Origin of the sequence: Pseudomonas sp. SBT1-2, assembly GCF_028640875.1 — a bacterium.
GTDB classification, from domain to species: domain Bacteria; phylum Pseudomonadota; class Gammaproteobacteria; order Pseudomonadales; family Pseudomonadaceae; genus Aquipseudomonas; species Aquipseudomonas chlororaphis_I.
On the sequence record NZ_JAQZAA010000081.1, the window covers coordinates 102,940 to 128,645 of the forward strand.

The 25,706-nt window shown below is 62.7% G+C and carries 22 protein-coding genes; 17 read left to right on the forward strand and 5 right to left on the reverse strand.

Features of this window, described 5'->3' with window-relative positions; all coding sequences use genetic code 11:
* The first annotated feature begins 1 nt into the window (after position 1).
* The 5 genes from cyoB (at position 2) to queC (ending at position 4,700) form a co-directional block, all read left to right on the forward strand.
* Complete coding sequence (gene cyoB / locus PVZ78_RS14860) at positions 2-2,020, forward strand: cytochrome o ubiquinol oxidase subunit I (RefSeq protein ID WP_009045490.1); 2,019 nt, start codon at positions 2-4, stop codon at positions 2,018-2,020.
* A gap of 3 nt (positions 2,021-2,023) precedes the next feature.
* Complete coding sequence (locus tag PVZ78_RS14865) at positions 2,024-2,650, forward strand: cytochrome o ubiquinol oxidase subunit III (protein WP_007929702.1); 627 nt, start codon at positions 2,024-2,026, stop codon at positions 2,648-2,650.
* Positions 2,650-2,985, forward strand: a complete 336-nt coding sequence (cyoD, locus tag PVZ78_RS14870) for a cytochrome o ubiquinol oxidase subunit IV (RefSeq protein ID WP_007929704.1) — start codon at positions 2,650-2,652, stop codon at positions 2,983-2,985. The genes PVZ78_RS14865 and cyoD overlap by 1 nt, the downstream gene beginning before the upstream one ends.
* An 11-nt stretch (positions 2,986-2,996) precedes the next feature.
* Complete coding sequence (gene cyoE / locus PVZ78_RS14875) at positions 2,997-3,884, forward strand: heme o synthase (RefSeq protein ID WP_007929705.1); 888 nt, start codon at positions 2,997-2,999, stop codon at positions 3,882-3,884.
* A 117-nt stretch (positions 3,885-4,001) separates the two neighbouring features.
* Positions 4,002-4,700, forward strand: a complete 699-nt coding sequence (queC, locus tag PVZ78_RS14880) for a 7-cyano-7-deazaguanine synthase QueC (protein ID WP_110176236.1) — start codon at positions 4,002-4,004, stop codon at positions 4,698-4,700.
* A 94-nt stretch (positions 4,701-4,794) separates the two neighbouring features.
* On the opposite strand, the gene PVZ78_RS14885 is transcribed toward queC, so the two are convergent.
* Together PVZ78_RS14885 and PVZ78_RS14890 are read right to left on the reverse strand one after the other, a co-directional pair.
* Complete coding sequence (locus PVZ78_RS14885) at positions 4,795-5,676, reverse strand: queuosine precursor transporter (RefSeq protein ID WP_009050696.1); 882 nt, start codon at positions 5,674-5,676, stop codon at positions 4,795-4,797.
* The gene (locus tag PVZ78_RS14890) at positions 5,663-6,265 is read right to left on the reverse strand and encodes a helix-turn-helix transcriptional regulator (RefSeq protein ID WP_273828882.1); all 603 of its coding nucleotides are present in this window, start codon (positions 6,263-6,265) and stop codon (positions 5,663-5,665) included. The genes PVZ78_RS14885 and PVZ78_RS14890 overlap by 14 nt, the downstream gene beginning before the upstream one ends.
* Positions 6,266-6,757: 492 nt before the next feature.
* On the opposite strand from PVZ78_RS14890, the gene glyA reads away from it, so the two are divergent.
* A complete protein-coding gene (gene glyA / locus PVZ78_RS14895) occupies positions 6,758-8,113 on the forward strand; it encodes a serine hydroxymethyltransferase (protein ID WP_124302127.1) in 1,356 nt (451 codons plus the stop codon).
* A 96-nt stretch (positions 8,114-8,209) separates the two neighbouring features.
* Here the strand turns inward: glyA and PVZ78_RS14900 are convergent, their stop codons facing one another.
* The 3 genes from PVZ78_RS14900 to PVZ78_RS14910 form a co-directional block, all read right to left on the reverse strand.
* Positions 8,210-8,911: a hypothetical protein gene (locus tag PVZ78_RS14900; protein ID WP_009050693.1), complete on the reverse strand. Its 702-nt coding sequence runs from the start codon at positions 8,909-8,911 to the stop codon at positions 8,210-8,212.
* Between the two features lie 213 nt (positions 8,912-9,124).
* Entirely contained in the window at positions 9,125-10,267 is a 1,143-nt protein-coding gene (locus PVZ78_RS14905; protein ID WP_273828883.1) for a fatty acid desaturase family protein, read from the reverse strand.
* A 14-nt stretch (positions 10,268-10,281) separates the two neighbouring features.
* On the reverse strand, positions 10,282-11,751 hold the full coding sequence (locus tag PVZ78_RS14910) for an amidase (protein ID WP_273828884.1): 1,470 nt from the start codon (positions 11,749-11,751) through the stop codon (positions 10,282-10,284).
* 349 nt (positions 11,752-12,100) lie between these two features.
* Here PVZ78_RS14910 and PVZ78_RS14915 point away from each other — a divergent pair, with 349 nt between their 5' ends.
* The 11 genes from PVZ78_RS14915 (at position 12,101) to PVZ78_RS14965 (ending at position 25,705) form a co-directional block, all read left to right on the forward strand.
* The gene (locus tag PVZ78_RS14915; protein ID WP_124315409.1) at positions 12,101-13,942 is read left to right on the forward strand and encodes a fatty acyl-AMP ligase; all 1,842 of its coding nucleotides are present in this window, start codon (positions 12,101-12,103) and stop codon (positions 13,940-13,942) included.
* A complete protein-coding gene (locus tag PVZ78_RS14920; RefSeq protein ID WP_007929724.1) occupies positions 13,939-14,808 on the forward strand; it encodes a LuxR C-terminal-related transcriptional regulator in 870 nt (289 codons plus the stop codon). Before PVZ78_RS14915 ends, PVZ78_RS14920 begins: the two co-directional genes overlap by 4 nt.
* A gap of 903 nt (positions 14,809-15,711) precedes the next feature.
* Positions 15,712-15,990, forward strand: coding sequence for an acyl carrier protein (locus tag PVZ78_RS14925; RefSeq protein ID WP_009045481.1), 279 nt, complete (start codon positions 15,712-15,714; stop codon positions 15,988-15,990).
* A complete protein-coding gene (locus tag PVZ78_RS14930; protein ID WP_273828885.1) occupies positions 15,983-18,595 on the forward strand; it encodes an aminotransferase class III-fold pyridoxal phosphate-dependent enzyme in 2,613 nt (870 codons plus the stop codon). Before PVZ78_RS14925 ends, PVZ78_RS14930 begins: the two co-directional genes overlap by 8 nt.
* Positions 18,596-18,623: 28 nt before the next feature.
* Entirely contained in the window at positions 18,624-19,760 is a 1,137-nt protein-coding gene (locus PVZ78_RS14935; protein ID WP_101283436.1) for an acyl-CoA dehydrogenase family protein, read from the forward strand.
* Positions 19,761-19,839: 79 nt separating this feature from the next.
* Entirely contained in the window at positions 19,840-21,144 is a 1,305-nt protein-coding gene (locus PVZ78_RS14940) for a fatty acid desaturase (protein WP_273828886.1), read from the forward strand.
* Complete coding sequence (locus PVZ78_RS14945; protein ID WP_041984282.1) at positions 21,141-22,172, forward strand: ferredoxin--NADP reductase; 1,032 nt, start codon at positions 21,141-21,143, stop codon at positions 22,170-22,172. The genes PVZ78_RS14940 and PVZ78_RS14945 overlap by 4 nt, the downstream gene beginning before the upstream one ends.
* A gap of 26 nt (positions 22,173-22,198) precedes the next feature.
* The gene (locus tag PVZ78_RS14950) at positions 22,199-23,155 is read left to right on the forward strand and encodes a fatty acid desaturase family protein (protein ID WP_273828887.1); all 957 of its coding nucleotides are present in this window, start codon (positions 22,199-22,201) and stop codon (positions 23,153-23,155) included.
* A 48-nt stretch (positions 23,156-23,203) separates the two neighbouring features.
* Positions 23,204-23,701, forward strand: coding sequence for an HIT family protein (locus PVZ78_RS14955; protein ID WP_009050684.1), 498 nt, complete (start codon positions 23,204-23,206; stop codon positions 23,699-23,701).
* 109 nt (positions 23,702-23,810) lie between these two features.
* Complete coding sequence (locus tag PVZ78_RS14960; protein WP_273828888.1) at positions 23,811-25,325, forward strand: flavin-containing monooxygenase; 1,515 nt, start codon at positions 23,811-23,813, stop codon at positions 25,323-25,325.
* Positions 25,322-25,705 (forward strand): hypothetical protein, encoded by a 384-nt coding sequence (locus PVZ78_RS14965; RefSeq protein ID WP_023967212.1) that lies wholly within the window; start codon positions 25,322-25,324, stop codon positions 25,703-25,705. The genes PVZ78_RS14960 and PVZ78_RS14965 overlap by 4 nt, the downstream gene beginning before the upstream one ends.
* Position 25,706: the final 1 nt, after the last annotated feature.

Genomic DNA, 25,706 nt, shown 5'->3' on the forward strand with positions numbered 1-25,706 from the left:
GATGTTTGGTAAATTAAGTCTGGACGCGATACCGTTCCACGAGCCGATTGTCATGGTGACCGTTGCCATGATCATCCTCGGTGGTCTGGCGCTTGTCGCGGGTATCACGTACTTCAAGAAGTGGTCCTACCTGTGGACCGAATGGCTGACTTCGGTCGACCACAAGAAAATCGGCGTGATGTACATCATCGTCGCCATGGTCATGCTCCTGCGCGGCTTCGCCGACGCGATCATGATGCGTACCCAGCTGGCCATGGCCACCGAGGGTTCGCCGGGCTACCTGCCTCCTGAACACTATGACCAGATCTTCACCGCCCACGGTGTGATCATGATCATCTTCATGGCGATGCCATTCTTCACCGGCCTGATGAACCTCGCAGTGCCGCTGCAGATCGGCGCGCGTGACGTTGCCTATCCGTTCCTCAACTCCCTGAGCTTCTGGCTGCTGGTTTCCGGCGTCGTGCTGATCAACCTGTCCCTGGGCGTCGGCGAATTCGCCAAGACCGGCTGGGTTGCGTATCCGCCGCTGTCGGGCCTGCAATACAGTCCGGGCGTGGGTGTCGACTACTACATCTGGGCGCTACAGCTATCCGGGCTAGGGACGACGCTGACGGGGGTCAACTTCCTGGCCACCGTGCTGAAAATGCGTACCCCGGGCATGAAGATGATGGACATGCCGATCTTCACCTGGACCTGCACCTGGGCCAACGTGCTGATCGTCGCTTCGTTCCCGATCCTGACCGCTACCCTGGCACTGCTGACCCTCGACCGTTACATGGATTTCCACATTTTCACTAATGAACTTGGTGGCAATCCAATGATGTACGTGAACCTGTTCTGGGCTTGGGGTCACCCTGAGGTGTACATCCTGATCCTGCCGGCGTTCGGTATCTTCTCCGAAGTCATCTCGACCTTCTCGGGCAAGCGCCTGTTCGGCCACCACTCGATGATCTACGCTTCCGGCGCGATCTCGGTACTGGGCTTCATGGTCTGGCTGCACCACTTCTTCACCATGGGTTCGGGGGCCAGCGTCAACGCCTTCTTCGGCCTGGCGACCATGCTGATTTCCATCCCGACGGGTGTGAAACTATTTAACTGGCTGTTCACCATCTACCACGGCCGTCTGCGTATCACCAGCCAGGTCCTGTGGACCCTGGGCTTCATGGTGACCTTCGCCATCGGCGGCATGACCGGCGTACTGCTGGCCATCCCGGGTGCTGACTTCGTCCTGCACAACAGCCTGTTCGTGATCGCGCACTTCCACAACGTGATCATCGGTGGTGCTGTATTCGGCTACATCGCTGGCTTCAGCTTCTACTTCCCGAAAGCGTTCGGCTTCAAGCTGCACGAAGGCTGGGGCAAGGCTGCATTCTGGTTCTGGATCTCGGGCTTCTTCGTCGCCTTCATGCCGCTCTATGCACTGGGCTTCATGGGCATGACCCGTCGCCTGAACGCCACGACCAACCCTGAGTGGGTGCCGTACCTGTACGTCGCCATGTTCGGTGCGGTGATGATCGCCATCGGTATCGCCTGCCAGCTGATCCAGCTGTACGTCAGCGTGCGTGATCGCAAGCAGAACCAGTGCGTGTCCGGCGACCCATGGAATGCCCACACCCTGGAATGGTCGACTTCGTCGCCACCGCCGTTCTACAACTTCGCCGTACTGCCGAAGGCCAATGGCATCGACCCGTTCACCGAAGCCAAGGAAAACGGTACCGCGTACCAGAAGCCTGCTCGCTACGAACCGATCCACATGCCGAACAACACCGCCACCGGCCTGGTGATGGGTGCTCTGCTGACCGTCTTCGGTTTCGCGATGATCTGGCACATCTGGTGGCTGGCGATCGCTAGCCTGGCCGGTACCGTGATCTATTTCGTGATCCACGCGGCTCGCGATGATCAAGGCTACATGGTGCCGGTCGACGTGATCGAACGCATCGAAGCCGAGCAGCACGCTCGCCTGGTAGCCGAGAAGAAGATTCCGGCCAACCGTGTAGAAACCTCGTTGGAACAGGCTTAAACCATGTCGAACTTAGTGACCAATGCTGGACACACCCATGTCGATGACCATGGGCACGATGACCATCACCACGACTCGGGCGAGATGACCGTATACGGTTTCTGGCTCTACCTGATGACCGACTGCATTCTGTTTGCGTCGATCTTCGCGGTGTACGCGGTACTGGTAAACAACGTAGCGGGTGGCCCGTCGGGCCACGACATCTTCGAACTGCCTTACGTGCTCGGCGAAACCGCCTTGCTGCTGTTCAGTTCGATCACCTACGGCTTCGCCATGCTGGCGTTCTTCCGGGGTAACAAGAAGCAGGTCCTGGGCTGGCTGGCCCTGACCTTCCTGTTCGGCCTGGGCTTCATCGGCATGGAGATCAACGAGTTCCACCTGCTGATCTCCGAAGGCTACGGCCCTAGCCGCAGCGGCTTCCTGTCCGGGTTCTTCACCCTGGTCGGTACCCACGGTCTGCACGTGACCGCTGGCCTGATCTGGATGGCGATCATGATGTATCAGGTCAACAAGCACGGCCTGACCGCAACCAACAAGACCCGCCTGAGCTGCCTGAGCCTGTTCTGGCACTTCCTGGACGTGGTCTGGATCTGCGTCTTCACCGTTGTTTACCTGATGGGGACTATGTAATGGCTAATGCACACTCCCATGACAGCCATGATGCTGGCCACGGCAGCGTAAAGTCGTACGCCATCGGCTTCATCCTGTCGGTGATCCTGACGATCATCCCGTTCGGCCTGGTGATGTACCCGACCCTGCCGAAATCCATCACCCTGATGATCGTGCTCGCCTTCGCGGTGATCCAGGTCCTGGTTCACCTGGTGTACTTCCTGCACCTGGACCGCTCCGAGGCCCAGCGTAACAACGTGATCGCGTTCGTCTTCGCTGCGCTGGTGATCGTCCTGCTGGTTGGTCTGTCGTTGTGGATCATGTTCAGCATCCACACCTACATGATGGCGAAGTGAGGTAAGACCCGATGTCGCTCAAGCACTTTATCCAAATCACCAAACCGGGGATCATTTTCGGTAACGTGCTTTCTGTGGCGGGCGGTTTTTTCCTGGCCTCCAAGGGACATGTCGATCTGGCCATCTTCCTGGCCGCGATGATCGGCACGTCCCTGGTGGTAGCTTCCGGTTGCGTGTTCAACAACTGCATCGACCGCGACATCGACCTGAAGATGGAGCGCACCAAGAACCGCGTGCTGGTTCAGGGCCTGATCTCCCTGAAAGTGGCACTGGTCTACGCGACCCTCCTGGGTGTCGCCGGCGTTGCGTTGTTGTACAAGGTGGCCAATCCGCTGGCGGCGCTGTTTGCCGTGATCGGCTTTGTCATCTACGTCGGCTTCTACAGCCTGTACCTCAAGCGCAAGTCGGTGCACGGCACGCTGGTGGGCAGCCTGTCCGGGGCGATGCCGCCGGTGATCGGTTACGTGGCCGTGAGCAACAGCTTCGACATGGCCGCGCTGACCCTGCTGGTGATGTTCAGCCTGTGGCAGATGCCGCATTCCTACGCCATCGCGATCTTCCGCTTCAACGATTACCTGGCCGCATCGATTCCGGTGCTGCCAGTGAAGCGCGGCATCCTGGTGGCCAAGAAGCACATCCTGCTCTACATCCTGGCGTTCCTGGTGGCGACCCTGATGCTGACCTTCAGCGGGTATGCCGGCATGAGCTACCTGGCCGTCGCGGCCGCGATGGGCATGTACTGGCTGTACATGGCCTGGACCGGCTACAAGGCGGTGGACGACACCGTCTGGGCCCGCAAGCTGTTCGTGTTCTCGATCTTCACCATCACCGCGCTGAGCGTGATGATGTCCCTGGATTTCAAGGTACCGAGCGAACTGCTGCTGACCTACGCGCCATAAGCTGCAAAGGCTATGAAAAAGCCCCGCCTTCGAGAGAAGCGCGGGGCTTTTTATTGAGTGTCAGTCAGTGGGCTGTTTAAATATTCAAATGACTCTATTCATGCAGGAAGCAGAATGATGAAGAAAAAAGCTGTTGTCGTATTCAGTGGCGGGCAGGACTCGACGACCTGTCTGATCCACGCATTGCCGCTCTATGATGAAGTGCACTGTATTACCTTTGATTACGGCCAGCGCCACCGCGCAGAAATAGACGTGGCGCAGCAGCTCGCGAAGCAGCTGGGGGCGACAGTCCACAAAGTGCTGGATGCTTCGTTGCTCAATGAGTTGGCGATCAGCAGTCTCACTCGAGACAATATTCCGGTGCCGACGGTGAACAGTTCAGGTGAAAGCCTGCCTAGCACTTTCGTGCCGGGAAGAAACATTCTGTTTCTGACCCTGGCCTCTATCTATGCCTACCAGGTACAGGCTGAAACGGTCATTACCGGGGTGTGTGAAACGGACTTCTCGGGTTATCCCGATTGCCGTGACGAGTTTGTAAAGGCCTTGAACAAGGCCGTCGAGTTGGGCATGGAATACCGCCTGCGTCTTGATACGCCACTGATGTGGCTGAACAAGTCGGAGACGTGGGCGCTGGCGGATCATCACAATCAGTTGAGCCTGATCCGCGAGCAGACCCTGACTTGCTACAACGGCGTGATTGGCAGCGGTTGCGCCAATTGCGATGCTTGCAATCTTCGTGCAAGAGGGCTGAATGACTATCTGGGGAACAAGACAGAAGTCATGAATAGCTTGAGAAGCAAGATGAATCTGCAATGACGGCTTGACCGACAGCACGTCAATGGATTTCAACACTGCATCCACCTGCCGGATGAGTGTTGAATCCATCAGCTTGAGATAAAGAGTGGTTGCACTACTTTGTCTGGCTGTCCGTCATGTATCTCTTGAACAGTGACCTGGCTCCATAGGCAGGCAAGATGTTGAAGAAGGCAAAGCACACCTTGATCGCGATCTGCACATAAATCATGTTCAGGATGTCGTTGTTTTGCATCGAGCCATAAAAGGCGATGTAGCAAAACACGAAGCTGTCGATAATGACCGCGAACAGCGTACTCAAGAATATCCGCAGGAACAGGAACCTGGAGTTCGTCAGCTCTTTTATCTTGCACAGCAAGTACGAGTTGATGTTCTCGGAAACCAGGAAAGAGACAGAGGACGCCACCAGGACAGATGACACATGAATGATCACGTCGTTGTACGGGGTGTCGAGCTTCCAGCCTGGCAGGCCGGGGAGAAAGGTCGAGCCATAGAGCAGGATGATAATCATGGCGTTGCTGGCGAAGGCAAAGAAGATCGCTTTTCTTGCCAGCCGCAGTCCGAAGTTTTCGTTCAACAGGTCAACGATCAAGAATGTCAGGGGATAAAGGAAGGTGCCCGGAGTGATAATGATGCCAAGTGATTCAAGATAAATGGGCTTGGTGGCGGCAATGCTGGTGAAGATATAGAAGGTAAAGAGCAGCAGATTAAGGATGATATAAATCATCCATGAGCTTTCGTGGCGGTCATTCAGGTCGTATGCGGTCAGCGCTCCTCCTTGGGAGTAGAACTTCTTGTAGATGTTTTTAACTTCCATTTTGTTCAGGTTTTCCATTATTTCGCTGTTAAGCACTTCGCTCAGTTTGATCTTTATGACTTTGCCCGTAGCGATGATCATGATCACCGCCAGGCTTTTGTTGTTTTCAAAGCCCAGAAGTTTATATTTGCTGTTCTCAAGTTCGCCTTCATAAGCTGCCATTGAATCGCTCCTCGATGATGTCACCCACCACAAGTACTCGGTCTGAGTCGGAGCATGGCTCATTGATGATGAACAGCTTTCTTGCCTGTCTGTCGTAGACCAGTTTTTCCTTGTCGTCGCTCGACACTCCCTTTTGAATGATCAAGAGGTCGCCGGCCTCGTACGTTCCCTTGATCTCATTCTCCAGCAGCACCGCTATCAAGTTGTAGGAGGCGCCGAAGTAATAGGTCAGTGGGTGAAGGATGGCCAGTTCGCCAATCCGCTTGTCCATGTTGATCATCAACAGGCTTTCCTTGAGGATCGGAACCGCCGCCGGGTTCATGTTTCCTTGTGGGGAAATACTGCTGTCGATGATTTCCTTCTCTTCAAAATCGACGGTTTCTATTTCTTCGTAGGAGACACCGAAGAAATCAGAGATTTTGCGAATGGTGGATTGCTGTACGTTGCTGACCTTGCCTTCCAGAATGTTGTAGATGGTCGTCCTGGTCAGGCCGCTGGCATTGCATAAAGACAGTTGCGTCTCGCCGCGGCTTTTTATCAGGTATTTGATATTGCTCTTCAAATACTCTGTTCTTTCTCTTCTGTGCATCAAATGCTCACCATTTCCTTATAGTCGCCACGCTTAGGGGCTTTCATAGCGTGCGTGGCGTGCATGACATTCAACTGCTCGACGCCAGGGGGTGAGAACAGTCGGATTGATGCGGCAAGAGCTTGTCGGCTTTGTGGTCTGTACCAACTCGCTAGTGCTCCTTTAGCCAGCCTGCATCCATCCTGGAATATTTCGCTGTCGGTATCGGGCGCGCCCGGAATCCTTGGGAGGGTTCGGACCGGGGGCGCCGCGGGGGGCAAGTGTTGCATGTCCCTGTCATGACAATAAAGCCCCGAAATGCGCGGTGCCATCGCCTTGATAGGCGAACATCCAGCAGCGACGCAAACCTGCTGTCCCTTCCCGCTCCTCGGAAAAGAAGCATTTAATTTGGAAAGTGTTTAATTTTTTGATTAATTAGCTGCCCACGAACGTTAAACCAGGAAGCGTGCTGTCGTTCGTAGCACGCAAATGACAAGGAAGGAACACCGAACGATGGCAGCTTATACAGAACCACTGAGGGACCAGGCCGACCTGTTGCGACGTGGTTTGGCGGATTTGCGCGCTGAAGACGCCGAACTGGCCGGGATCCTGGACGCTGAAGTCACGCGTCAACACCGCACACTGTCCCTGGTTTCATCCTCCTGCGCGGCCAACCCTCGCATCCTGGCGGCGTCTGCCTCGGCACTGGTCAACGTCACCGCCGAGGGCATGCCAGGCAAGCGTCATCAGGTTGGCTGCGAGAACGTCGACCTGGTCGAGTCGCTGGCGATTCGCCGGGCGCGGGAGTTGTTCGGGGCGCAATATGCCAGCGTCCAGTCACACTCCGCCTCGAACGCCAACTACCAAGTGCTGGCTGCCCTGCTCGAGCCGGGGGACACCATTCTCGGAATGGCCCTCGATCATGGCGGGCACCTGACCCACGGCAGCCCTGTCGCATTCACCGGCGCCCACTACAAGGCGATCCGCTACGGCACCACCTCGCAGGGCGTGATCGATTACGCAGAGGTTCGCCACCTGGCGCTCGCCCATCGTCCGCGCATCATCATCTGCGGTGCGACCGCCTATTCCCGGGTCGTGGACTTCCAACGCTTTCGCGCTATTGCCGACGAGGCCGGGGCCATCCTGCTGGCGGACATCTCCTATATCGCCGGGCTGGTCGCCACGGGGCGGCATCCGAGCCCGATCGACGTGGCGCATGTCACCACCGCGTGTACCCACAAGCAACTCGCGGGGCCTCGTGGCGGCCTCATCCTTTCCGGCCGGGACGCCGACACCAAGGTTCCCGGCCTGAGGGCGAGCTTCAGTCGGGTCCTTGAGCAAGCGGTATTCCCCAGGATGCAGGGCGCGCCGGCGGTCAACATGATCGCGGCCAAGGCCGCTGCGCTGGGCTACGCGATGTCCCCCGAGTTCGATGCCTACATGGGGCGGATTCGCAGCACAGCCGATGCAATGGCCAGCGCATTCATGGCGCAGGGCTACGAGGTCGTGGGCGGGGGGACGGAGAACCACACGGTTCTGCTCAGGTTGCGTGGGGGCATCAGCGGTTCGATTGCCGCCTCGGCACTGGAGCGATGCGGCATTATCGTGGGTAAAAACCGCGCACTGGGGGAAACCCGGTCCTCATTCGTCGCCAATGGCTTGTGTCTCGGCACCGGTTCCATCGCCCAACGCTACATCGATTCCCAAGGGTGTCGTGAAGTGGTCGATCTGGTGTGCCGGATACTGGACAAGGTCACGCCACTCAGCGAGCAGAAGTACAGCCTGGAGCCTGAGTTGCAAGAGCAGTTCCGACTCCAGACCGAGGCGTTGTGCGCGATGTATCCCATCGCAGATTACCGGGGCAACTGAGGGGGGGCCGGTCTTTCATTCGCAGGAGCCAGCCGCTGAGGGGCGCTGCGCTGTTGCGCGACCCGCCCTCTGCGCGAGCCAGCTCGCGGGTACGGGTTATTGCTGTTGTAGAGCGCTGTAGCCTTCGAACGCGGTCTGCTGCTGGATCGCGGTGACGATGTTCTTGCGGGTGGCTGGTTGTTCGTTGCCGTCCTTGTCGAAGAACACTTCGCTTTCCAGCTCAGCCTCGTCGCCTTCGCCGACAAAGGCGAAACCGAGGAATTCGAAGGCTTCACGGTCGACGTTGGCCTTGGAGCGCGGGCGGATCGGCAGGGTGACGCTGATGCCGTCCTTGCTGATGGCGAACACTTCCATTTCTTTCTTCGGCCGTGCCTTGCTTTTGCCGCCGCCTGGGCTGCTGATGGCCTGGTGGGTCTGGTTCAGCACTTTCAGCGCCAGGCCGTAGACCAGCTCCTGGAAGCTCGGGTCGTCCTTGTAGCTGGACAGGATGCGGCTGATCGGGAACTTGCTGCTCAGGTCTTCGAGGGCGGCGCTGTCGGCGGCCTCGGCGTCCTTGAGCTGCTTGAGCTGGCCCATGAGTTCATAGGCGCGGTCGTCGTCGAAGCGGTCGTGAGCCTGGCGGATCTCGGCGCGCAATTCGCGGATCTGGTCGCTTTCCTTGGTGGACTGGAAAGCATCGAGGACCATCTCGCTGATGGTCTTGGCCTGGGACACGTGCTGTGAAAGATTGATGGCGTTTTCGTATTCCGCTTTGGACGACAAGGCGTTTACGGATTCTTCTGTATTGGAATCGGACATTGATATTTCACTACTTCGTTTAACTGGAAATGAGGCTAGAAAAGCACCGGGCCTTTTCAGGGCGCCTAATTTATGGGACCGAGGCCCCATTGTCACGGACCAACGGACCGGTGCGAAAAGGCGTGGCTCTACTGACCCACGATCGACGGGAAAATTCCGGCGCCGATCTTCCCTGGCGAGCGTTCGCTGGGCAACGCTTCCGCCGCATTTCCTTCAGCGTTGCGCCTGCTGGTGAAACTCTGCGAACGAGATCATGCGCTGGTGCGCCGGGTCCCACAGCTTGAGTCGCAGGCAGCGGTAGATATCCCGCGGGCGCAGCGAAGTGGTGATCGGCGATTGCAACGCCGGGATCGCCGCCATGGCTTGCGGCAGGCGGTAGAAGGGGATGCCCGAGTTGGCGTGATGCACATGGTGATAGCCGATATTGGCGGTGAACCAGGCCATCAGTGGGCCGGTGCGCATGTAGCTGGAGGAGAACACCGCGGTAGCGGCGTAGTCCCAGTCGGCGCGCTCGGGGTAACGCACGCCGGGGAAGTTGTGCTGGCAATAGAACATGTAGGCGCCCAGCGCCGAGCCGGACAGGCTGGGGACCAGCACTCCGTACAACAGGATGTCCGGCGCCAGCAGCGCCAGGGCGACGGCGCTCGCCAGGTTCAGCGCCAGCGCCAGTAGCGACCAGAGCCGATGCCGCGGCTGGGTGATCAGCGACACCATGCAAATGCTGAAAATGAAGATGCTGAATGATGCCAGGAGGATCATCAGTGGGTGCCGGGCGACGCGATAACGCAAGCGCTTGAGGCGCCCGGCGCGGGCATATTCCTCGGTGGACAGCAGGGGAAAGGTGCCCAGGTCAGTGTGGGTGGACAGCAGCGGCAGGCGGTTTTGTTCCGCGCCGACGTACTGGCAGCTGTGGCCGTGGTGGTAGTCGTGGGACTGCTTCCACAGCGTCGGCGGGGCCATCAGCAGCAGGCCGAAGGTCTTGAAAAACACCTCGGCAAAACGCGAGCCCTTGAGGATCGCGCCGTGCATGTAGTCGTGGTACAGCACGAACATGCGCACCAGGGACAAGCCCAGCAGCACGCTGCACGCCAGGCGCAGCGGCCACCACAACGGCATGGCCACGGCCGCGCCGAACAGCCCGATCACCAGCAGCGTCGAGTAGAAATGCCACCAGCTCAGGCGGCGGTTTTCCACGGTAAAAGGCAGGGTCTGGCGAATCAGCTCCTTGCCATAACGCGCCAGTTGCTCGCGGTTCAGGCCATCGGTGGGCCAGGGAATGGCCCCCGGCAGGCGCTGCTCCTGGCCTGAACCAACGGGGCAATAAGGCGGGGCGGTCGAGGTGTCCAGCGTGCGCATGGGTGCTGCTCTCCTTAGCCGATAACCGCTTCGTTGGGGCGGTGCTGCATGAACAGCTGCGGCCGCCGGTCCTTCCATGGCCGTGCCTGTTCCAGCTGGCCGGCCAGGCGGAACAGCAGGCTTTCCTCGCCAAAGGCGGCGCTGAGCATCAGGCCGATCGGCAGGCCCTCGGCGTTCCAGTGCAGCGGCAGGGAAATCGCCGGCTGCCCCGAGGCGTTGTGGATGGCGGTGAACGGGCTGTAGTCGATCAGCGGGCCGTAGGTGTTTTCCAGGTCGCTGGAATGGATATCCACCACCCCGTTGCGCAGCGGCGGCCGGGCCAGGGTCGGGGTCAGCCAGCAATCATAAGTCTGGTGGAAGCGCGCCATTTCCCGGCCGACCTGCTGCAGCACCAGCTCGGACATCTGGTACTCCACCGCACTCACGCCGAGGCCGCGTTGATGCACGGCCTGGGTCAGGTTTTCCAGTTCGCCGGGCAGCGGGCCGCGTCCTAGTTGCAGGCTCATCAGTTCTACGGCGAAGGCGATTCCGGAGAACCACAGGGCGCTGAAGGCTTCGGCAAAACTTTGCAGGTCCAGCTGCGGCGCGGCTTCTTCCACATGGTGGCCGAGGGATTCGAGCAGGCGCGCGGTGCTTTCCACCGCTGCGATGCAGTCGGGGTGCAGCGGCCGACCGGCCGGGTCGGTGCTGGAGAAGGCGATGCGCAGGCGCCCCGGTTCGCGGCCGAGCTGGTCGAGAAAACGCCCCTGCATGGACGGCGCGCGATACGGATCGCCCGGCACCACGCCGTGGGTGGCGTCGAGCAGGGCGGCGCTGTCGCGCACGCTGCGGGTCAGCACATGTTCGTCCAGCAGGCCGCTGAGCAGTTCGCCGAAGTCCGGGGCCAGGGAGTTGCGCGCCCGGGTCGGCTTGAGGCCGACCAGACCGCAGCAGGAGGCGGGAATGCGGATCGAGCCGCCGCCGTCGTTGCCATGGGCCGCCGGGACCATGCCGGTGGCCACCGCGGCGGCCGCGCCACCACTGGAGCCACCGGTGGAATACTCCAGGTTCCACGGGTTGCGCGCCGGGCCGTAGAAGGCGCCTTCGGTGGTGGGCAGAATGCCGAACTCCGGGGCGTTGGTCTTGCCGACGAACACCAGCCCGGCCTGGCGAAAACGCTTCACCAGCTCGCAGTCCTGGGGCATGACCCGTGCTTGCAGCATGCGCGAGGCCAGGGTCGAGGGCAGGTCCTGGCAGTCGCCGAGGATGTCCTTGAGCAGGAACGGCACGCCGTGCAGCGCGCCCGTCGGCACGGCCTTGTCCTGTTCGGCGGCCTGCGCCCGGGCCTTGTCGTAGGCTTTGTAGACCACGGCGTTGACCGCCGGGTTGAAGGCTTCGATGCGGCGTATGGCTTCCTCCAGCAGTTCGGAGGGGCGTACCTGTCTGGTTCTGACCAGATCGGCCAGGCCGACCGCGTCGAAGGTGGCGTATTCGCTAAAAGACATCCTGTTCTCCCGGTGCTGCGCACGCTGGTGGCGAAACCGGAACGCTCCCGTTCCGGCGTGGATTTCATGACATGGCCAGTTACACAAGCCCAGCTTGCGCAGGCCCGGATAGTCGGCTTCACCTCTTTGAAAAGGGCTGATGACTGCAAGGCCGTATGGCAAAAAGCCATGCATGCATCGAGCTGTGAGGCGAATATGCGCCGGGGGCGGAAATTGCGGGTATACGCCGTTCGGAGTATTAACTTCGAGTGCGCGCTCCCAGAGGATGATCAAGCGTAATGGATGCGCAAGGCCGCAGATTTCGGGCCTTGCGGGAGATGGCTAAGTACGGCTGCCTGGACACAAAATAATGACTACGAACGACCACGATAGCGACGTTCCGTATGCGAATTTTTCGGAATGTCTGCAGCTTCACGCCCATACGATCCCGGACCGATTGGCCTATCGTTTTCTGCACAACGGGCGAGACGAAGAAACCCTGATCACCTTCTCTGAACTGGACCGCGCAGCGCGAGCGGCGGCGGCCCGGTTGCAGGGGCATTGCCGGGTGGGGGACAGGGTGCTGATCCTGCTCAAGCCGGGCCTGGACTATGTGATCGCCTTCATGGGCTGTCTGTATGCCGGGCTGGTGGCGGTGCCGGCCTATCCGCCGGGGGCGACCAAGACCCTGGACCGGCTGGACGGCATCATCGATGACTGCCAGCCGACGGCGGCGCTGGCCAGTGGCGAGGATGTCCCGACCATCCAGGCCCGGCTGGGGCAGGCCGAAAGTCCGCGGGTGCTGGACATGGCGACTCTGGACCTGGCCCTGGCCAGCGAATGGCGGACGGTTCCTGTGACCCGGGACGATATCGCCTTTTTGCAATACACCTCCGGCTCCACCGGGATTCCCAAAGGAGTGGCGGTGACCCACGGCAACCTGATTCACAATTCGCGCAGCATCAGCCGCGGCTTTCTGACCCACAAGGACAGTCACCTGGTCAGCTGGCTGCCGCCGTATCACGACATGGGGCTGATCGGCGGCATCCTGCAATCCTTGTTCGTCGGCTTCGGCTCGACCTTGCTGGCGCCGATCCACTTCCTGCAACGGCCGCTGCGCTGGTTGCAGGCCATCAGCACCTACCGCGGCACCGTCAGCGGCGGGCCGAACTTCGCCTATGAATTGTGCCTGCGCAAGATCAAGGACGAAGAGCTGGCCGGCCTCGACCTGAGCAGTTGGGAGGTGGCCTTCAACGGCGCCGAACATGTGCGGGCGCAGACCATTGCCGCCTTCCATGAGCGTTTCGCCCGCGCCGGTTTTGCCAGCACCTCGGCCTTTCCCTGCTACGGGCTGGCCGAAGGTACGCTGATGGTCAGCGCCGGCGGTAGCAAGCGCGAGCCGGTGATTCGCCAGTTCCATGCCGGCTTGCTGGAGGACAATGTGGCGCGCCTGCACGACGACCAGGGCAGCGACGCCGAGTTGCGCCTGCGCACCCTGGTCAGCAGCGGCCGTGGCATTCCGGGGCAGGGCCCGTTCATCTGCGACCCGCACACCGAACAGCCGCTGGAGGACGGGCGGGTCGGCGAGATCTGCATCCTCGGCGACAGCGTCGCCAGCGGTTACTGGCAGCGCCCGGAGAGCACCGCCGCGGCCTTTCGCCCGGCCCCGCCGGCGCTGGGCTGGTCGCGCTACTTCCGCACCGGCGACCTGGGCTTCCTGCTCGATGGCGAGCTGTTCGTCACCGGGCGGCTCAAGGACCTGATCATCGTCAATGGCGTCAACCATCACCCCGGCGATATCGAGAACACCGTGCTGCGTACCCATGACAGCTTTCGCCCGGACGGCACCGCGGCCTTCAGCATCGAGACCGGCGACAGCGAGCAGGTGGTGATCGCCCAGGAAATCGAGCGACGGGCCTTGCGCAGCCTCGACCTGCCGCAGCTGTTCAGCGACTTGAAGGCGCGGCTGTGGCAACAGCACCAATTGGCGCGGCCGGTGCTGTTGCTGGTGTTCGGCGGGTCGTTGCCGCGTACCTCCAGCGGCAAGATCAAGCGCCAGGAGTGCCGCAAGCAGTTCGCCCCCTGGCTGGCGGCACTCGAGGGCACGGCGCCGGCCGAAGCCCATCCGCTGGACAAGTCGGTGGTTGCGGTGGAGAGCAACGGCCGGGTATTGCGTGACATCACCGTCGACAGCCAGGTCGTGGAAGCATGACCAGTCTATCGATCGGCCCGGTGCATGCGCCCAAACCCGCGGCGTTGCTGTTCGCCCAGCCGGCCTTCTGCGAACCGCGGCTGGAACTGGCCAGCCGCCCGCGGTCGGTGCTGTCGTTGCCGCCCACCGACAGCCAGCAACGGTTGCAGCTGACCAGCGTGCTCAACTCCATCACCTCGGCGCGCAGCATCGCCGAGCTGACACAGCAGACCCAGCTGGCGCTGCCGCAGATCCTGCCGTGCGAGAACTTCGTGTTCGCCAGCGGCCGGGTCCGCGCGCACCGGGTGTTCTTTTCGCACCTGATTCATCCGGACAGCGTCTCCGATGACCTGATCAAGGCCATCGTCGGTCGCGACGGCATGATTCCGCCGCTGGGCATCGACCCCATCGAGCATTGCGGACGCCCCAAGTTCACCACCCTGGAGCGCCTGGGTAACTCGCAGGACCAGGTGTGGGCGAAGATCTTTCGCGAACACGGGATACGCAATCTGGGCTGGACCCTGCTGCCCGGATTGCACCGCAACACCTTCACCGGCTACTTCTTTCACAACATCTCGGCCACCGTGGCCCATGAAAGCAAAATGCGCATGATGGTCTTCGCCCCGTACCTGCACATCGCCCTGAACCGGGCGCTGGGCAGCAAGCTGTTGCGCCACAACCCGGGGCCGAACCATCAACTGTTGTCCATCCTGTCCAGCCGCGAAGCGGAGATTTCGCGCTGGGTGGCCCGAGGCAAGACCAACTGGGAGATTGGCCAGATCCTCGGCATCAGCGACAAGACCGTGAAAACCCATCTGCAGAACATCTTCTCCAAACTCCAGGCGTCGAGTCGGGCGCAGATCGCGGCGTTGTTCTGCGACGAGTGAGTGCTGCCTGCCTTTCATCCAGTAACCACCCCCTCAGTGCTGACGAGGCTCAGTGCTTCGGCGTCGCCTGTGCTTTTTGTAGGAGCGGCCGGTCGGTGTTCGATTGGCCGTGATGGTGTCTGTTTGGGCGCTGCATGTTTTTTTTGGGGGGGGGTACACATCTATTCTTGCGGTCATGGCGGATACGTTTGCTGGCTTCTGTAGGAGAGGCTGGTCGACGTTCGATTGCCCGCGATTGCGTCTGTGCAGGCGCTGCATTTTTTGGACGGTGTACATATCCATTCCTGTGGTAACGGCCACTTAGGGTTTCGCCCTTACGGCGAGTCCCTTTTTACAAACGCCTAAAAAGGAACCAAAAACGCTTGCCCCTGCGTACGGCCTTCGCTGCGCTCAGGTTCCCTCGCTCCGGCGTCCATCAGGGGGCATCGACTCCGGTCGGCTTCGCTTCGACCTCCATACGATGTCCTCGACTGCGTCGAGGGGCGCTGCGCGCCATCCCCCTGATGAACACCTCCACTCGGCCTCCCGATGGGGCGGGTAGATCAAAAGCAAAAGCCAGGCGCGACCTGCCGGTCGGCGCGTTTGTAGCCGCTGCCGAGCCCGCGAGGCTGCGATCGACCGCGAAGCGGGCGCAGGGGGCTTGAGATCGCTGGAGGACCTTCGGTCCTGTCGCAGCCCGCGGCAGCGCCTACAAAACCAGGCGCTACTCCTTACGGAGTATTGAGCTGAGCCGGCATGACGCCGAGCATCGGGGTGTAGCAAATGGCCTGCTGCGGCGGGTCATCCACACTCAAAACGCGTTTGCATCATGACGCCTGCCCAAGCGTCGATCCCGTGGTTTCACCACGGGGTGGCGCGGGCCAACGGCCATGCAAAGGAAGCGAAATACGCTGGGAGGCGACTGTGCATATAGACGAAATAACCTTTGCCGTGACCGAAACCCTGGCCAGCCTGCTGGAGGTCGATTCCGGGTCGCTGGACGTCGAGCGTTCGTTCCACGAGATGGGCGTCGACTCGGTGCTGATCGTCGGTCTGTCCGCCGAGTTCGAAGACCGTTTCGGCATCTCCCTGGACCCGGAACTGGCCTACCTGCACGACACCGTGAGCAAGGTCAGTCAGCATCTGTATGGCGTCATCAACCAGGGCGCGCTCGGCGCGGTGGGGGAGGTCAGTCATGGCTGACTCTTTGCTCAATATCACCCGCCAGGAACTGCTGGAATTCGTCGGCCTCAACGAGACCGTGGTTCGCGCCCAGGGCACCCGGATCGAAACCGCCAGCGGCCAGACCCTGATCGATTTCGTCGGCCAGTTCGGCGCGGTGCCCTTCGGTTATGGCGCGGCGCCGATTACCGAGGCGATCCACACATTCCTCGCCAGCGGCCAGGCCTCGCTGGTCCAGCCGCTGATCAACCCCGGCGCCGAAGAGCTGGCGCGGCGCTTGATCGAGCTGGCGCCGGGCAACCACTCGAAAGTGACCTTCACCACCAGCGGCGCGGAGACCGTCGAGGCGGCGATCAAGCTGTGCCGCGCCGCGACCCAGCGCGAACTGGTGATCGGCACCCTGACCGGCTTTCACGGCAAGACCCAGGGCGCGGTGGCGGTCACCGGCAAGGCCATTTACCGCGAGCCGTTCCAGATCCGCGCCGAGGGTTTCAGCCATGTGCCCTATGGCGACCTGGAGGCCCTCGAGGCGCTGCTGAAGACCCGGCGCGCCGCGGCCTTTTTCGTCGAGGCGGTGCAGGGCGAGGCGGGCATGATCACCCCGCCCCCAGGCTACCTGCTGGCGGCGCAGAACCTCTGCCGCCAATACGGCACCCTGTTTGTCCTCGATGAAATCCAGACCGGCCTGGGCCGCACCGGCGAGCTGTTCGCCGCCACCGCCCACGGCCTGGAGCCGGACGTGGTGCTGCTGGCCAAGGCCCTGGGCGGCGGTGTCGCGGCCATTGGCGCGTGCATCTACGGCGAGCAGTGCTGGAGCCGTGATTTCGACCGGCACCACAGTTCCACCTTCGCCGTAAATGGCTTCAGCGCCGCCATCGGCCTGGCCGTGCTCGACCAGCTCACGGCCAACGACGGCGCCCAGCTCAAGCACGCGGCGCAGCAGGGCGCCTATCTGCATGCCGGGCTGTCGCGTCTGGTACGCGACTATCCCGAGGTGTTCCACAGCCTCGACGGCCGCGGCCTGATGCTTGGCCTGAAATTCCGCCGCTGGAGCGGCGAGCGCCTGTACACCCTGTCCCTGGCCAGCGCTTTCGGCGCCCTGGTGCCGATCGTCTGCGGCTACCTGAAAAGCCGGCATGGCGTGTACTGCCTGCCGACCCTCACCGAAGGCAACGTGCTGCGCATCCAGCCACCGCTGTGCATCGAACGCGCCGACATCGACCTGCTGCTCGAAGGCCTCAAGGCGGTGGCGGAACTGGTGGTGCACAACCAGCAGCATCGCTTGATCCTCGAAGCCCACGGCTATGCCGGGCCACGGGGTGTGCCGAGCCCCTGGGTGGTGCCCGGCAAACCGCGCAGCAGCGGGCGCTGCCTGGGTCGCTTCGCCTTCCTGCTGCACCCGACCACCGCCGAGAGCGTCAACGGCGACAGCGTGGTGGACGGCCTGGGGCTGTCGGCGGCGGAAAAAACCTTCATGCAGGGCTGGCTCGACGACTTCTCCGAATGGGCCAAGCCCGACCTCGATGCCGGTGTGTCCTATCACGCCCGGCGGGTCTACAACGATGCCGGCGACTATGTCGAAGGCTGGCTGGTCGGCAGCCTGCTGCAACCGCGCGACCTGATGCGCCTGAGCCTGGGCAAGCGGCGCAAGCTGCTGGCCAACTACCTGGACAGCGTCGCCGACCTGGAGGTGGATTTCGTCGGCCTGGGGGCCTACACCTCGGTGATTTCCAGTGCTGGTGTCGATGTCATCAACGAGCGGTTCCACACCACCACCGGCAACAGCCTGACGGCCATGGTCGGTGTCGATGCGCTGCTGAGCACCTGCGCCAATCGGGGCGCGCCGCTGGCCAAGCGCCTGACCGGGGTGATCGGTGCCTACGGTTCGGTGGGCCGCCTGGCCAGCCTGCGCCTGGGGCGCTTCTGCGAGCACCTGGTATTGCTCGGCAATGGGGCCAATCGGGGCGCCATGGACGAGCTGCGGCTGGTGGCCGGCGAGCTGTATCGCGACGCCTTGCTGCAGATCCAGGGCGGCCACAGCAGCGGCATCGCCAAGACCCTGGTGCTGTTCCTGCCGAGCCTGGCCAGCGTCGAGCAACTGCTGGATCGCGACCTTGGCGACGAGGAGCAATTGCGCGAACTGTTCGACCGCATCGATGCCCTGGCCCAGGGCAAGCCGCAGGTGCAGCCGCCGCTGGTGATCACCGCGGACCTGGGGAGCTGGCTGCCACGCCTGGAAACCGTGCTTTCGGCCACCTCCAACGGCTCGGCCTTTATCGACCCGCTGGTCCTGCACCAGAACGCGATCATCTGCGACTGCGCGCAGCCGCCGGACATCGGTCACGTCACCCTGGCGCTGCGCCCGGACGTCACGGTGATCGAAGGCGGCCTGATCCATTTGCCCGACCGCAGCCAGCGTTTCGGCCAGCAGAACCTCACCGGTCTGCCCACGGGCGTGACCTTCAGTTGCCTGGCCGAAACCATGGTCCTGACCATGGCCGGCCTGCAGCGCGACTACAGCATCGGCAAGCGTCCTCCGCTGGAGGACGCCGAAGCGATCTTCGACCTGGCCCGAGCCTTCGGTTTCGCCCCCGCGGTGGAGCAGTTGATCGAAAAAGCCGGTTAACCCTGACAACGAGAAAGGAGTCCACACCATGTCGATGCACAACGCCCGCAACGCCACCGAGAAGTACCTGCCGGGCCTGCTCGCCGCCCTCCAGGAGCGTGGCCTGATGGCCCTGGAACAGGCCGACCCGGCCGTGCTCTGCGGGCTGTTTCGCGACTACCGCGCCGCCGGCCTGATCATCCCCGAGACCTACGGCGGCCTCGGCGCCTCGCCGGAGGAAACCGTGGAAATCCTGCGGGCCATCGGTTCGCTGTGCCCGTCCCTGGCGGTGATGATGACCATGCACCACCACACCATCGCCACCATCGTGCAATTGGGTGGGTTGATCCCGGCGGCGGAAGAACTGCTGTGGGGCATCACCCAGAACCAGTTGCTGATCGCCTCGGCCTTCGCCGAGGGCAAGCCGGGCTCGGAGATCTTCAACCGCAGCGTCAAGGCGCGGCCGGTGGAGGGCGGTTTCGTCCTCGACGGCAGCAAGAAGCCCTGCACCATGAGCCACCACATGGACGTGATCGTGGTCGGTGTCGCCTGTGAGCAGGACGACGGCAGCGTCAGCCAGGGCTTTGCCGTGGTCTTTGCCGATGGCAGCACGGTCACCCGCGAACCCTTCTGGAACGCCACGGTGCTGCGCGCCACCGACAGCAACGAACTGGTGTTCAACGGCGTGTTCGTGCCCAGCGAGCGCATGCTGCTGGCCGACGGTGCCGACAGCGAAGAGGTGGCCGCCACCGCCATGGAAACCTCGCTCAACGGCCTGAGCTGGTTCCAGCTGATGGTCGGCGGCAGCTACCTGGGCGTGGCTTCGGCCCTGGTCGACCGGCTGCTGCGAAAAGCCTTCGCCGACCCCGCGCAACTGGCGCTGCTGTGCATCGAACTGGAGGGTGCCCATCAGGCGCTGCTCGGCACCGCCGGCGAATTGCAGGCGCAACAGGATGCGCCGATGAACACCTACCACAAGGCGCTGTGCACGCGCTTCCTGGTACAGGCAGCGATCGAGCGTTCGACCAACCTCAGCGTCGAGCTGTTGGGCGGCATGGCTTTCATCGCCTCCGACGAAGTGGCCTATCTGCTGGCGGCCTCCCGGGCGATCTGCTTCCACCCGATCTCCCGCGGCGCCGCCACGCCGTTGCTGGCGCAGTTCCTGCGCGAGTCCTACAGCGCCTGATTCGCCTGCTACCGCAGCCGGAGCTGTGGCGCCGCTGGCGTCGCTCCGGCCTCGGCAACATGCCTAATGGAGTAGAAGCATGAGTAGCGATTTTCTCTATCCGCCGCGCCCGGCCAATGTCGGTCGCGGGTTTCACTGCCTGGCTGTTCCGCTGTTCAGTCTGCTGCTGGTGTTCAACACCGCGGCCATCGTCGTGATTCTGGCCCTGTCGTGCACCTTGCAGGCCGGGCGCCGGGTGTTGTCGTGGTTGCCGGGAATGAAGGCCTTGGGCGGCTGGCTGGTGACGAGCTATCACCGCTTGTTGCAGCCGCTGGCCGAGCGCTTGCTCAAGGACCCGCGGGACGAGCCGATCCTCGCCGCCGCCATCAGCCTGGGCCTGACCGCCGGGCCGGTGTTCATCGCCCAATTGTGGCTCAAGGAAATCTCCTGGCTGCTGGTGCTGCTGTTCTACGCCTTCGTCTACGGCCCGAACATCCGCGGCTTCGTCCGCTCCTTCAGCGCCATGCATCAGGAAGGCCACGTGCCCGGCGGTATCTTCAAGCGTTCGAGCCTGCTGGATCGCTGGGTCGGCAACTCCTTCCTGTACATGTTCTTCGCCATTCCCATGGGCCTGATCCCCCACGCGGCGGCGCATTTGCAACAGCATCACCGGGAGAACGCCGGGCCGCTGGATGTCTACGCCACCGCACGCTACGACCATGCCAGCGCCTGGGATTTCGCCGTCTACATGGTGCGCGAGGTGATGTACCAGCAGTTCATGGTTTCGCCCTGGCTGTACTTCAAGAGCAAGCGCAAGCGCAGCCAGGCCCGGGCCATGGTCATGGGCAACCTGGTGCATGTCGGGCTGTTCGTCGCGCTGGCGTTCTACAGCCTGCCGATCGCCGTGCTCTACATGCTGGTGCCCTGGTGCGCGAGCAACTTCCTGATGGGCGTCATCCACTGGAGCCAGCACGCCTTCTACGGCGGCCAGGAAGACCCCAGGGACTGGATGTACAACACCGTGACCCTGCTGGAAACGCCGGTGAATATCCTCAACGAGGGTTACCACGCCTGCCACCATCACTGGGCCGTCGGCCACTGGTCGGAGAGCCCGGCGCTGTTCGAGCGGCTCAAGCCGGAACTGGCGGCCGCCGGCTCCATGGTGTTTCGCGACCTCAGCGTGTTCGGCCTGTTCGTGCTGCTGATGCTGCGCCGCTTCGATGCGCTGGCGGACAAGCTGGACTGGTGGCAGCCGCTGGACCACGCAGAGAAAGTCCGCCTGCTGCAATACCGGGTGCTGCCGGCGCCCATCTCGGCCCATGAGCACGCCCATCAACGGCGCCTCGGCACAGCGCACGACGCCCACGAATCCACACCTGCGCACAGCGCCCTGGGCCAGCCATGAACCGTCCCCTGACCTTGAAAGTCGCCGCCATCGAACGGGAAACCGACGACGCGGTGACCATTCACCTCAAGCAGCCGCTGCTGCGCAAAGTCCGCTACAGCGCCGGGCAGTACCTGACCCTGGAGGTCGACGTCGACGGGACCAAGGGCTGCCGCGCCTATTCCATCAGCAGCACGCCGGGGCTGGACAAGACCCTGTCGATCACCGTCAAGCGGGTGGCCGGCGGCAAGGTCTCCAACCGCCTGGTGCAGGAGCTGAGCGCCGGCGACGCGGTGCAGACCCTCGGCACCCACGGCCGCTTCACCTTCGCTCCGCAGCCGGGCAGGGGGCGGCACCTGGTGCTGCTGGCGGCGGGCAGCGGGATCACGCCGATCTTCTCGATCCTCAAGTCGGCGCTGCACTTCGAGCCGGACTCGCAGGTGTCGCTGATCTACGGCAACCGCAATCGGGAGTCGGTGATCTTCCGCGACAAGCTCGACCAGTTGCGGCAGACCTTCGGCGAGCGTTTGCAGCTGGTGCATGTGCTGTCGCGGCCAGACACCCCGGGGGCCCACGAAGGGCGCCTGACCCGCGAGCGGGTGATGGACATTCTCGGCGCGCTGCCCGGCCCGCAGGCCCGCGAATACTACAGCTGTGGCCCCAGCGGCATGATGGATGAGGTGACCGCCGCCCTGGAGGCCCTGGGCATTGCCCCGGAACGTGTGCACCAGGAGCGTTTCACCCCGGCCAAGGCGCCAGTGGCCAGCGGCGACACGGAAAAACGCGTGGAGCTGCTGATGCAGGGCCAGACGTTCAACTTCACCGTTGCCCCAGGCCAGACCCTGCTCGACGCGGCCCTGGCCAGCGGCGTGCAGCCACCGTTTTCCTGCCGCAGCGGTTTCTGCACCGCCTGCGTCTGCACCCGGCTGACGGGGCAAGTGCGCATGCGCGAAGACCACGGGCTGTCGGCGGACGAACTGAACCGAGGCCAGGCACTGTTGTGCGTGGGCTATCCATTGACGGACGACGTGCGCCTGCAAGTCGATTAGCGATACAGACAGAGGAAGGTCAATTCATGAGTCATTCAACCCACCATGCCGCCGAAGACCAGTTGCGGTTGGCCAAGCGCGCCGAGCTGCGGGTCGACCGCGAGCGCCAGGCCCAGTTGCAGGCACTGATGCAGCCGCAACCGCTGAAGTTCACGCTCTGGTCGTTGTTGCACCTGCTGGTCTGGTGCGCGGCGGCGCTGTACATCCTGCTCGGCGACAACCCCTGGGGGCTGGTGCTGGCGGTGCTGGTGCTGGGCAACCAGCTGCATGCCTTTACCGTGCTGCAACACGATTGCGGGCATGCCAGCGGCTTTCGTTCGGCGGCGCTGAACCTGTGGGTCGGGCGCTTCATGGCCTGGTTCATCGTGTTTCCGTTTTCCTCCTTCACCGAATGCCACAAGTACCATCACCGCTACCTGGGCGATCCGCACAAGGACCCCGACGACTGGAACTACACCGGCGGGGTGAAGTGGATGTTCCTGCGCATCGCCATGTTCGTGCCGCGCTTCATCTACTTTTCCCTGGTGCGCTACGGCAAGGCAGTGCGCAACCGGGTGCTGCGCGAGCTGGCGTTCAATCTGCTGTCGATGGCGGCGATCGGCGCCTGGTGCTACAGCCAGGGGCTGATGCTGCAGTTCGTGCTGATCTTCATCGTGCCGCTGCTATTGCTGGCGCTGGTGATCAACCCGATTTCCCGGGGCTACGAGCATTTCCCCATGGCCACCCTGGAGGTCGGCGACCCGCAGCGCCTGGACCTGGCGAAAAACACCGTGACCGTCAGCGACCGGCTGATCGGCCTGCTGTGGGCCAACATCAACTACCACGTCGAGCATCACATCTACCCCGGTGTGCCCTTCGTCAACCTGCCACGGCTGGCGGCGCTGCTGGACAACAAGCCCTACCTGCGCGACCGCTGGCTGCTGGCGCGGATGTTCGCGCGACGTCCGGTAACAACTTCCGCCGAACCTCGGCGAGCGGCGTGAGCTACATTTACAGCGCCCGAAGGAGCGCCACCCACCGAGGATTCACGGATGACCTGTATTTTCTGCCAGATCGCAGCCGGCGAATTGCCCAGCGCCCTGGTCTATCGCGATACCCACTGCATGGCCTTCATGGACGTACACCCGCTGGGGCAGGGCCACGTGCTGCTGATCCCGCTGGCCCATGTGGAAAAACTCGAGCAACTGCCCACGGTCATCCGCCAGCACCTGTACCAGGTGTTCGATACCTTGCTGGCCGCCCAGCGTCGCGCCGGCTTCGGGGTGGAAGGCACGCACCTGATCGTCAACGACGGCAAGGCCACCAACCAGCACATCCCCCATGCCCACCTGCATCTGGTGCCGCGGCAAAGGGGCGATGGGCTGGGTTTCGGGATGCGCATGTTCATGCACTTCACCGGTGTGTTCGGCCGCCGCACGCCGCTGCAAACCCTGCGCCGCCAGGCCCTGGTGATCGCCGCCGAGCTCGACCCGCAGGCGCTGGAGAACCTGGCGCACCGGACCAGCCGGCTGCACGCCGAGTCGATTTAGCCACCCGGGCCGGCGGGCGGCCGGCCCTCGATCCACAGAGGTTTAAAATAAACAGTGCATGCGCTGCGGACGGTCACGCCCGGCGTTTGTGCCGCCAGGAGTCAGGAACATGAGTGCGCTACTTCAGGAGCAGGCCGATCCGGCGCGGGTCTATCGGGTGTTGATCATCGGCGCCGGCTTCTCCGGCATCGGCATGGCGATCAACCTGCGCCAGCGCGGCGAGCAGGACTTCCTGATCCTTGAACAGGAAGCCGGCGTCGGCGGCACCTGGTGGGTCAACCAGTACCCCGGCTGTGCCTGCGACATTCCTTCCCATCTCTATTCGTTTTCCTTCGAGCCCAACCCCGACTGGTCGCGGCGCTTTTCGCCGCAGCCGGAGATCCGCGATTACCTCAGGCACTGCGCCGACAAGTATCAGGTGCTGCAACACTGCTGCTTCAACACCGCGGTCAGCGGCCTGCGCTGGCTGGAAGAGCGCGCGCTGTGGCAGGTGACCGATGCCCGTGGCGGCGTGCGTTTTGCCCAGGTGGTGGTGGCTGGCACCGGGGCCTTGTCGACCCCGGATTATCCCCAGCTGCCGGGGCTGGAGCGCTTCAAGGGCCGGGTCTTTCATTCCCAGCAGTGGGACCATGAGTACGTCCTGGCCGGCAAGCGGGTCGGGGTGATCGGCACCGGCGCGTCGGCGATCCAGTTCGTGCCGCAGATCCAGCCGCAAGTGGCCAGCCTGGCGGTGTTCCAGCGCACGCCGCCGTGGATCATCCCCAAGCCGGACCGGGCCTTTTCCACTAGCGGCCAGCGCCTGCTGCGGCGTTTTCCCGCTATGCAGCGGCTGTTGCGCGGGCTGATCTACACCGCCCATGAAACCCGGGTGTTCGGCTTCGTGTTCAACCCGCGGCTGATGGCCTTGCACCAATGGCTGGCGCTCAACCTGCTGCGGCGCCAGGTCAAGGACCCGGAACTGCGCCGGCGCCTGACCCCGGACTACGCCATCGGCTGCAAGCGCATCCTGCTCTCCAACGACTACTTCCCGGCCCTGGCCCAGGCCAACACCCGGTTGGTCACCAGCGGTATCCGTGAAGTCACCGAGGACGCGCTGATCACCGTCGACGGCCAGCGTCATGCCCTGGATGCGCTGATCTTCGGCACCGGCTTCAAGGCGCGTACACCGTTCCCGGCGGGGATGATCCTCGGGCGCGGCGGGGTGGACATCGTCGATACCTGGCGGCAGGGCAGCGAAGCCTACAAGGGCACCACGGTCAGCGGCTTTCCCAATCTGTTTCTGCTGATGGGGCCCAACACCGGCCTGGGGCACAACTCCATCGTCTACATGATCGAGTCGCAGATCGCCTACATCCTCGGCGCCCTGGACACCCTGCAACGCCTGGGCGTGGCCAGTGTCGATGTCGATCCGCAGGCCCAGGCGCGCTTCAACCAGGGCCTGCGCCACAGGCTGCGCGGTGCGGTGTGGAGCGTCGGCAGTTGCCAGAGCTGGTACGTCGACCCTCACAGCGGGCGCAACGTCGCCCTGTGGCCAGGGTTCAGCTGGCAGTTCCGCCGGCAGACCCGTTATTTCGATGCCGAGGCCTATCGCCTCACATCGCACCCCCAAGGAGTAAAACCATGAGCCATCCGGGCAAGAGCGTGTTTCTGTTCGGCCTGTACATGTTGTTGCTGGGCGCCGCGCTGGTGCTGGCGCCCAACCTGCTGCTGCCATTGTTCGGTTTCGCCTTGACCGACGAGGTGTGGATCCGGGTGATGGGCCAGCTGGCGCTGTACCTGGGGGTCTATTACGTCTGGGCCGGCTACACCGAGCGGCGCGAATTCATGGCCCTGACCGTGGCGATCCGCCTGTCGGTGCCGGTGTTTTTTGCCGCCTTCGCCGCCGCCGGGCTGATATCGCCGGTGCTGTTGCTGCTGGCCTTGCCGGACCTGTGCAGCGCGCTGTGGACCTGGCGCGCATTGAAAGCCCCGACGGCTTCACGCCAGCCATTGGGTCATGCCTGAG

What these genes read in the sequence shown, in the direction of transcription:
- cyoB (WP_009045490.1), top strand. Translation starts at nt 2, where the DNA reads ATGTTTGGTAAATTAAGTCTGGACGCGATACCGTTCCACGAGCCGATT.
- PVZ78_RS14865 (WP_007929702.1), top strand. Translation starts at nt 2,024, where the DNA reads ATGTCGAACTTAGTGACCAATGCTGGACACACCCATGTCGATGACCAT.
- cyoD (WP_007929704.1), top strand. Translation starts at nt 2,650, where the DNA reads ATGGCTAATGCACACTCCCATGACAGCCATGATGCTGGCCACGGCAGC.
- cyoE (WP_007929705.1), top strand. Translation starts at nt 2,997, where the DNA reads ATGTCGCTCAAGCACTTTATCCAAATCACCAAACCGGGGATCATTTTC.
- queC (WP_110176236.1), top strand. Translation starts at nt 4,002, where the DNA reads ATGAAGAAAAAAGCTGTTGTCGTATTCAGTGGCGGGCAGGACTCGACG.
- PVZ78_RS14885 (WP_009050696.1), bottom strand. Translation starts at nt 5,676, where the DNA reads ATGGCAGCTTATGAAGGCGAACTTGAGAACAGCAAATATAAACTTCTG.
- PVZ78_RS14890 (WP_273828882.1), bottom strand. Translation starts at nt 6,265, where the DNA reads ATGCACAGAAGAGAAAGAACAGAGTATTTGAAGAGCAATATCAAATAC.
- glyA (WP_124302127.1), top strand. Translation starts at nt 6,758, where the DNA reads ATGGCAGCTTATACAGAACCACTGAGGGACCAGGCCGACCTGTTGCGA.
- PVZ78_RS14900 (WP_009050693.1), bottom strand. Translation starts at nt 8,911, where the DNA reads ATGTCCGATTCCAATACAGAAGAATCCGTAAACGCCTTGTCGTCCAAA.
- PVZ78_RS14905 (WP_273828883.1), bottom strand. Translation starts at nt 10,267, where the DNA reads ATGCGCACGCTGGACACCTCGACCGCCCCGCCTTATTGCCCCGTTGGT.
- PVZ78_RS14910 (WP_273828884.1), bottom strand. Translation starts at nt 11,751, where the DNA reads ATGTCTTTTAGCGAATACGCCACCTTCGACGCGGTCGGCCTGGCCGAT.
- PVZ78_RS14915 (WP_124315409.1), top strand. Translation starts at nt 12,101, where the DNA reads ATGACTACGAACGACCACGATAGCGACGTTCCGTATGCGAATTTTTCG.
- PVZ78_RS14920 (WP_007929724.1), top strand. Translation starts at nt 13,939, where the DNA reads ATGACCAGTCTATCGATCGGCCCGGTGCATGCGCCCAAACCCGCGGCG.
- PVZ78_RS14930 (WP_273828885.1), top strand. Translation starts at nt 15,983, where the DNA reads ATGGCTGACTCTTTGCTCAATATCACCCGCCAGGAACTGCTGGAATTC.
- PVZ78_RS14935 (WP_101283436.1), top strand. Translation starts at nt 18,624, where the DNA reads ATGTCGATGCACAACGCCCGCAACGCCACCGAGAAGTACCTGCCGGGC.
- PVZ78_RS14940 (WP_273828886.1), top strand. Translation starts at nt 19,840, where the DNA reads ATGAGTAGCGATTTTCTCTATCCGCCGCGCCCGGCCAATGTCGGTCGC.
- PVZ78_RS14945 (WP_041984282.1), top strand. Translation starts at nt 21,141, where the DNA reads ATGAACCGTCCCCTGACCTTGAAAGTCGCCGCCATCGAACGGGAAACC.
- PVZ78_RS14950 (WP_273828887.1), top strand. Translation starts at nt 22,199, where the DNA reads ATGAGTCATTCAACCCACCATGCCGCCGAAGACCAGTTGCGGTTGGCC.
- PVZ78_RS14955 (WP_009050684.1), top strand. Translation starts at nt 23,204, where the DNA reads ATGACCTGTATTTTCTGCCAGATCGCAGCCGGCGAATTGCCCAGCGCC.
- PVZ78_RS14960 (WP_273828888.1), top strand. Translation starts at nt 23,811, where the DNA reads ATGAGTGCGCTACTTCAGGAGCAGGCCGATCCGGCGCGGGTCTATCGG.
- PVZ78_RS14965 (WP_023967212.1), top strand. Translation starts at nt 25,322, where the DNA reads ATGAGCCATCCGGGCAAGAGCGTGTTTCTGTTCGGCCTGTACATGTTG.